General features: G+C 50.6%; 5 protein-coding genes and 1 pseudogene. 3 read left to right on the top strand and 3 right to left on the bottom strand.

The genetic code is table 11. From position 1 onward, the window contains the following. Positions 1-193: 193 nt before the first annotated feature. The 3 genes from PHU49_15070 (at position 194) to PHU49_15060 (ending at position 3,188) form a co-directional block, all read left to right on the top strand. Positions 194-1,888, top strand: coding sequence for a glutamine--tRNA ligase/YqeY domain fusion protein (locus PHU49_15070; protein MDD5245327.1), 1,695 nt, complete (start codon positions 194-196; stop codon positions 1,886-1,888). A gap of 49 nt (positions 1,889-1,937) precedes the next feature. Next, positions 1,938-2,441, top strand: coding sequence for a DUF6125 family protein (locus PHU49_15065; GenBank protein MDD5245326.1), 504 nt, complete (start codon positions 1,938-1,940; stop codon positions 2,439-2,441). Between the two features lie 309 nt (positions 2,442-2,750). Next, positions 2,751-3,188: a hypothetical protein gene (locus PHU49_15060; GenBank protein ID MDD5245325.1), complete on the top strand. Its 438-nt coding sequence runs from the start codon at positions 2,751-2,753 to the stop codon at positions 3,186-3,188. Between the two features lie 92 nt (positions 3,189-3,280). Here the strand turns inward: PHU49_15060 and PHU49_15055 are convergent. From PHU49_15055 to PHU49_15045, 3 genes and pseudogenes are all read right to left on the bottom strand, one after another. Further along, a pseudogene (locus PHU49_15055) lies at positions 3,281-3,859 on the bottom strand (peptide-methionine (S)-S-oxide reductase). A gap of 15 nt (positions 3,860-3,874) precedes the next feature. Then, on the bottom strand, positions 3,875-4,042 hold the full coding sequence (locus PHU49_15050; protein MDD5245324.1) for a hypothetical protein: 168 nt from the start codon (positions 4,040-4,042) through the stop codon (positions 3,875-3,877). A gap of 111 nt (positions 4,043-4,153) precedes the next feature. After that, positions 4,154-4,401: hypothetical protein (locus PHU49_15045; GenBank protein ID MDD5245323.1), on the bottom strand; the 248-nt coding region annotated here is incomplete at its 5' end.

The following is a 4,401-nucleotide window of genomic DNA, read 5'->3' as shown; positions in this document are numbered from 1 at the left end:
CGCTATTTTCTACATAATATCAAAACTCAAATATCAAATATTCCAAACAAATGTCCTACAATACGTTTTGAACGTTTTCCCCCGGTTCCTTTTCTTGAAAGAGAGTGCTGCTTATGGTATGACATTAACACAATCCATTCAGGCCTGGCGGTATCAAAAGCGGTCTGGATAAAGATTCAAGGAGTTCAAAAATATGACGCAAACAGATGGCTCTCACCCCACCGATTTTATCCGGGATATTATCGATGATGACTTAAAGACAGGCAAACACGGTGACCGTGTTGCCACACGCTTTCCTCCTGAGCCGAACGGCTACCTCCACATCGGACATGCCAAGTCGGTCTGCCTCAATTTCGGCATTGCGGCGCAGTATAAAGGCACCTGCAATCTCCGGCTTGACGATACCGACCCCAGCGGCGAGTCCCTCGAATACGTGGGGTCGATCATCAACGACGTCCATTGGCTTGGATTTGACTGGGAGGATCGTCTGTTTTATGCCTCCGACTATTTCGAACAGCTCTATCAGTTTGCCCTTCAGCTCATCAAGGGCGGCAAGGCCTATGTCTGCAGCTTAAACGCCGATGAGATACGGGATTACCGGGGAACACTCACTGAACCCGGCAGGGAGAGCCCCTACCGGAACCGCTCCGTTGAAGAGAATATGGACCTGTTTACCCGTATGCGTGCAGGAGAGTTCGAGGACGGGGCACATGTCCTGCGGGCAAAGATCGATATGAGTTCACCGAACATCGTCATGCGGGATCCCGTTATCTACCGCATTAAACGGGCACCTCACTACCGGACAGGCGATACATGGGTCATCTACCCCATGTATGATTTTGCCCACTGTCTTTCGGACTCCATTGAAAAGATCACCCATTCTATCTGCACCCTTGAGTTTGAGAATAACCGCCCGCTGTACGACTGGATCGTGAACCAGTTGATCGCTGATGACCGCCCACAGCAGATCGAGTTTGCCCGCCTTAACCTCAGCTATACGATCCTCAGCAAAAGAAGGCTCATCGAACTGGTCGAGCAAGGGTATGTTACGGGCTGGGATGATCCGCGGATGCCGACCGTTGCCGGCTTGCGGAGACGCGGTTATACACCGGAGGCGATCAGGAACTTTTGCGCAAAGATCGGCGTAGCCAAGAACGAAAACCTTGTCGATATCTCGCTGCTTGAACATTGTGTCCGGGATGATCTGAATGAACGGGCGCCGCGCGCGATGGCGGTTTTGCGGCCCCTCCGCGTTATCGTCGACAACTACCCTGAAGGACAGGTGGAAGAGTTTGAATGCGCCAATCATCCGCAGAATCCCGACATGGGGACACGAAAGATCCCCTTTTCCAGGACGCTCTATATCGAACGCGACGACTTTGATGAAAACCCCCCGAAAAAGTATAAACGACTTGCTCCGGGAAGGGAGGTCAGGTTCCGGAATGCCTATGTCATTAAATTCGTGGGCATGGTCAAAGACGAAAAGACCGGTGAGATTGTTGAGCTCCACTGCACCTATGATCCGGCGACACGAAACGGCCCGCTGCCGGATGGACGCAAGGTGGACGGGGTAATACACTGGGTATCGGCGGATCGCTCGGTGCCCGCCGAAGTACGTCTGTACGACCGGCTTTTCCGGATCGAAGACCCTGCGGGTGTCGGAGATGGTTTTACGAAATACCTGAACCAGGGATCACTGGAAACGCTTCCCCCCTGCTATGTGGAGGAGAGCCTGAAGGATGCTTCGCCGGAGGCCAGGTATCAGTTTGAAAGACTCGGTTATTTCTGTGTTGATGTAAAAGATTCCACACCGGGAAAACCTGTGTTCAACCGTATTGCGTCTCTTCGCGATTCCTGGACCAAGATAGCCGGGCAGGAAAAGGGATAAACATCCGCACAAAATCATGCAGTAATGTAATGACACAAAGGAGATACGCGTGGACCTGGGGATATTGAACAATCTGGATAACGAAGGCCTGAAAAACTACCTCAAATTTCTCCTCTGGCACTACAGGGTCGTTGACGGTTTCTGGTTCCTCTCCGTGGAGGAAAAGTATGATCGTTCTTCAGCGGAACACCTCGATGAGGTCGTCTGGGCGAAGATAGCAGGGATGTCCGCGCAGGACATTATCCACAGGTTTCATATTCATGAAAAAGGATTGAGAGGTTTCGCGGAAGCCATGCGGTATTGTCCATGGACGATGATTGTCGGGTATCATATTGAAGAGAGAGACAATGAAGTGATCTTGACGGCGCCGAAGTGCGTCACCCAGGTCGCGCGGGTAAAGCACGGCCTGCCGGAATTTTACTGTATGGAGATGCATTTGAGGGAGTTTGAATCCTTTGCCCATGCCGTCGATCCGGGTATAAAGGTTGAATGCATTTTTGCACCGCCCGACCACCCGCCTGATTGTTTCTGCAAGTGGCGCTTTACAGTGTAACTATATGCGGGCAAATACGATGGTATGATGGTAAACAGAGAATTTGTGCTCGAAGACAGAGACGTCATCGAGCTGCATATATAAGGGTGAACAATAATCCCGGATCTTATATTAGGAGGAACCTCATGCCGGACTCTTCCCCGCAAACACGCTCATTCCGCTCCAGCGGCTCCAATCGCTCGCGTTCGGCTTCGGAACTTTTGCTTGCGCAAAAGACCGAGCTTCCTCGCCTCACGACGGTTTGCTACAGGAAAGCCCGACATGAGGTTCCCATGATATATCCGGGATAATCAGAAAAAGGAGGACCGCATGAAGCTTCCACAGTATATCACGACAGAAGAGGTAAGAAGGGTATGCAAGGCTTTGAAGATAAGGGACTGGACAAAGCTGAAGGCAGCCAAGGTGCTTTCCAAAGAGGCAAAGACGATACTCGCCGAGGTAAATACCGAAAAGATGAAGATAGACCTGGAAGAATTTCGCGTTGGTCTTGAGGTGGAGCTTGAACACGGTATCAGGTTCCGAGACGCAAACGTGACGAATAATCATCCTATCATAACCGGCATGATCGTTATTGCCCATCTCAAGGAATCACTCGATTATTACAAGCTTCTTGAGGTCGCTGAGGTGGAAGGTGACCTCATGAAGGCAATCTCCGCCGGGAACGCTACAAAGACCAAAGGGTACTTTAAAAAACTTGCCCATGCAAAGATTGCCCTGGCGAAGGTGCAGGCTGCGCAGGTTAAATAATCCGGCCCCGGAAATTTGCCGCACGATAACAGGGCGGGACCTTGACGGGTCAAGGTTCATTATAATTATACCGGATACCGGCCAGATCGTGCCTATCGTAAAGAAAAAATAGAACGGGCGACTATATGCAGGAGTTTTTCCTTGCCCGCAGCGGATAGGCCGAGCATATCGATCTCAGCCCTGAGACCTTCTGTGGTGCCGTAATGGCCCACGTAACCGTTTGTCCGTGCCACAGCCGTAGACGATATGAGATCGGCTGGCTTGGGATATATGGCAACAAACTCATTGAAAAGCTCACGTACCCGCCTCAGATAGTATTTTTGGTGATAGTCTTCGGCGAGATAAAATTCCCCGGCAGGCACGATCTCTGTAAATATTCTGGTCTTTTGTCGTGCCTCCCGGAGGGCCTTCGATTCCGATGCTATCCGTTTTTGTTCCTCATTATGGAAGTGTATCATCGACATGTACTGGCGTGATGATTGTCTGGCGACAGGTTCGTGGTTAGCCCAGAAGATATCAAGGAGTTGCGCATAGGATACCTTCGTGGGATCATAATCCATCTGGAGCGTTTCCGCTTGATCACCGAGGCTGTGATAGGTAGGGTTTTTCTTTGTGCCTCCTGCGTATCCGACACGGGTGCGAACAACACCGGGAATAAGCCCGAACCGGGCATCGGGTCCCCAGAATCACCCCATGGAGAACGTAGCAGTCTCTGTCTTTGACGGTACCGCGAGGTCTATGGGTGGAATGGAGATTGAATTCAGGGATACCTTTCCTTTATCTTTCGAGGCAACTTTGTCACATGCAGCGATAAAACCTGTGCAGCCAAGCCCCATGAGTCCCATTAACTTCACAAAAGATCTCCTGTTTATCAACCTGCACTGTGTATCCGTTTTATCATGGTCCATATTTTATTATAAGCATGATTTAGTACTAAACAAGGGGCGGTTGTAACACAAGGGAGTTCAGTGTATAATGGCGTAATGGATGAGATAGAGGCTGTTGAGATTCCCGTAGACGGTGTGCTTGACCTGCACACCTTTCAACCGCGGGAAGTCAGGGAACTCGTCACCGACTATCTCGCCCTGTGCCGTGAGAAGAGTATTTTTGAGATACGGATCATCCATGGGAAAGGTACAGGACAATTGAGGCGGACAGTCCATGCCGCCCTCGGTAAAAATCCTGTTGTTCAATCTTTCCGGCCGGCAGGAGA

It is taken from the genome of Syntrophorhabdaceae bacterium (genome assembly GCA_028713955.1).
Taxonomy (GTDB): Bacteria; Desulfobacterota; Syntrophorhabdia; order Syntrophorhabdales; family Syntrophorhabdaceae; genus UBA5609.
Note: the sequence above shows the minus strand (reverse complement) of the source record. Positions and strands in the feature narration are given on the sequence as shown.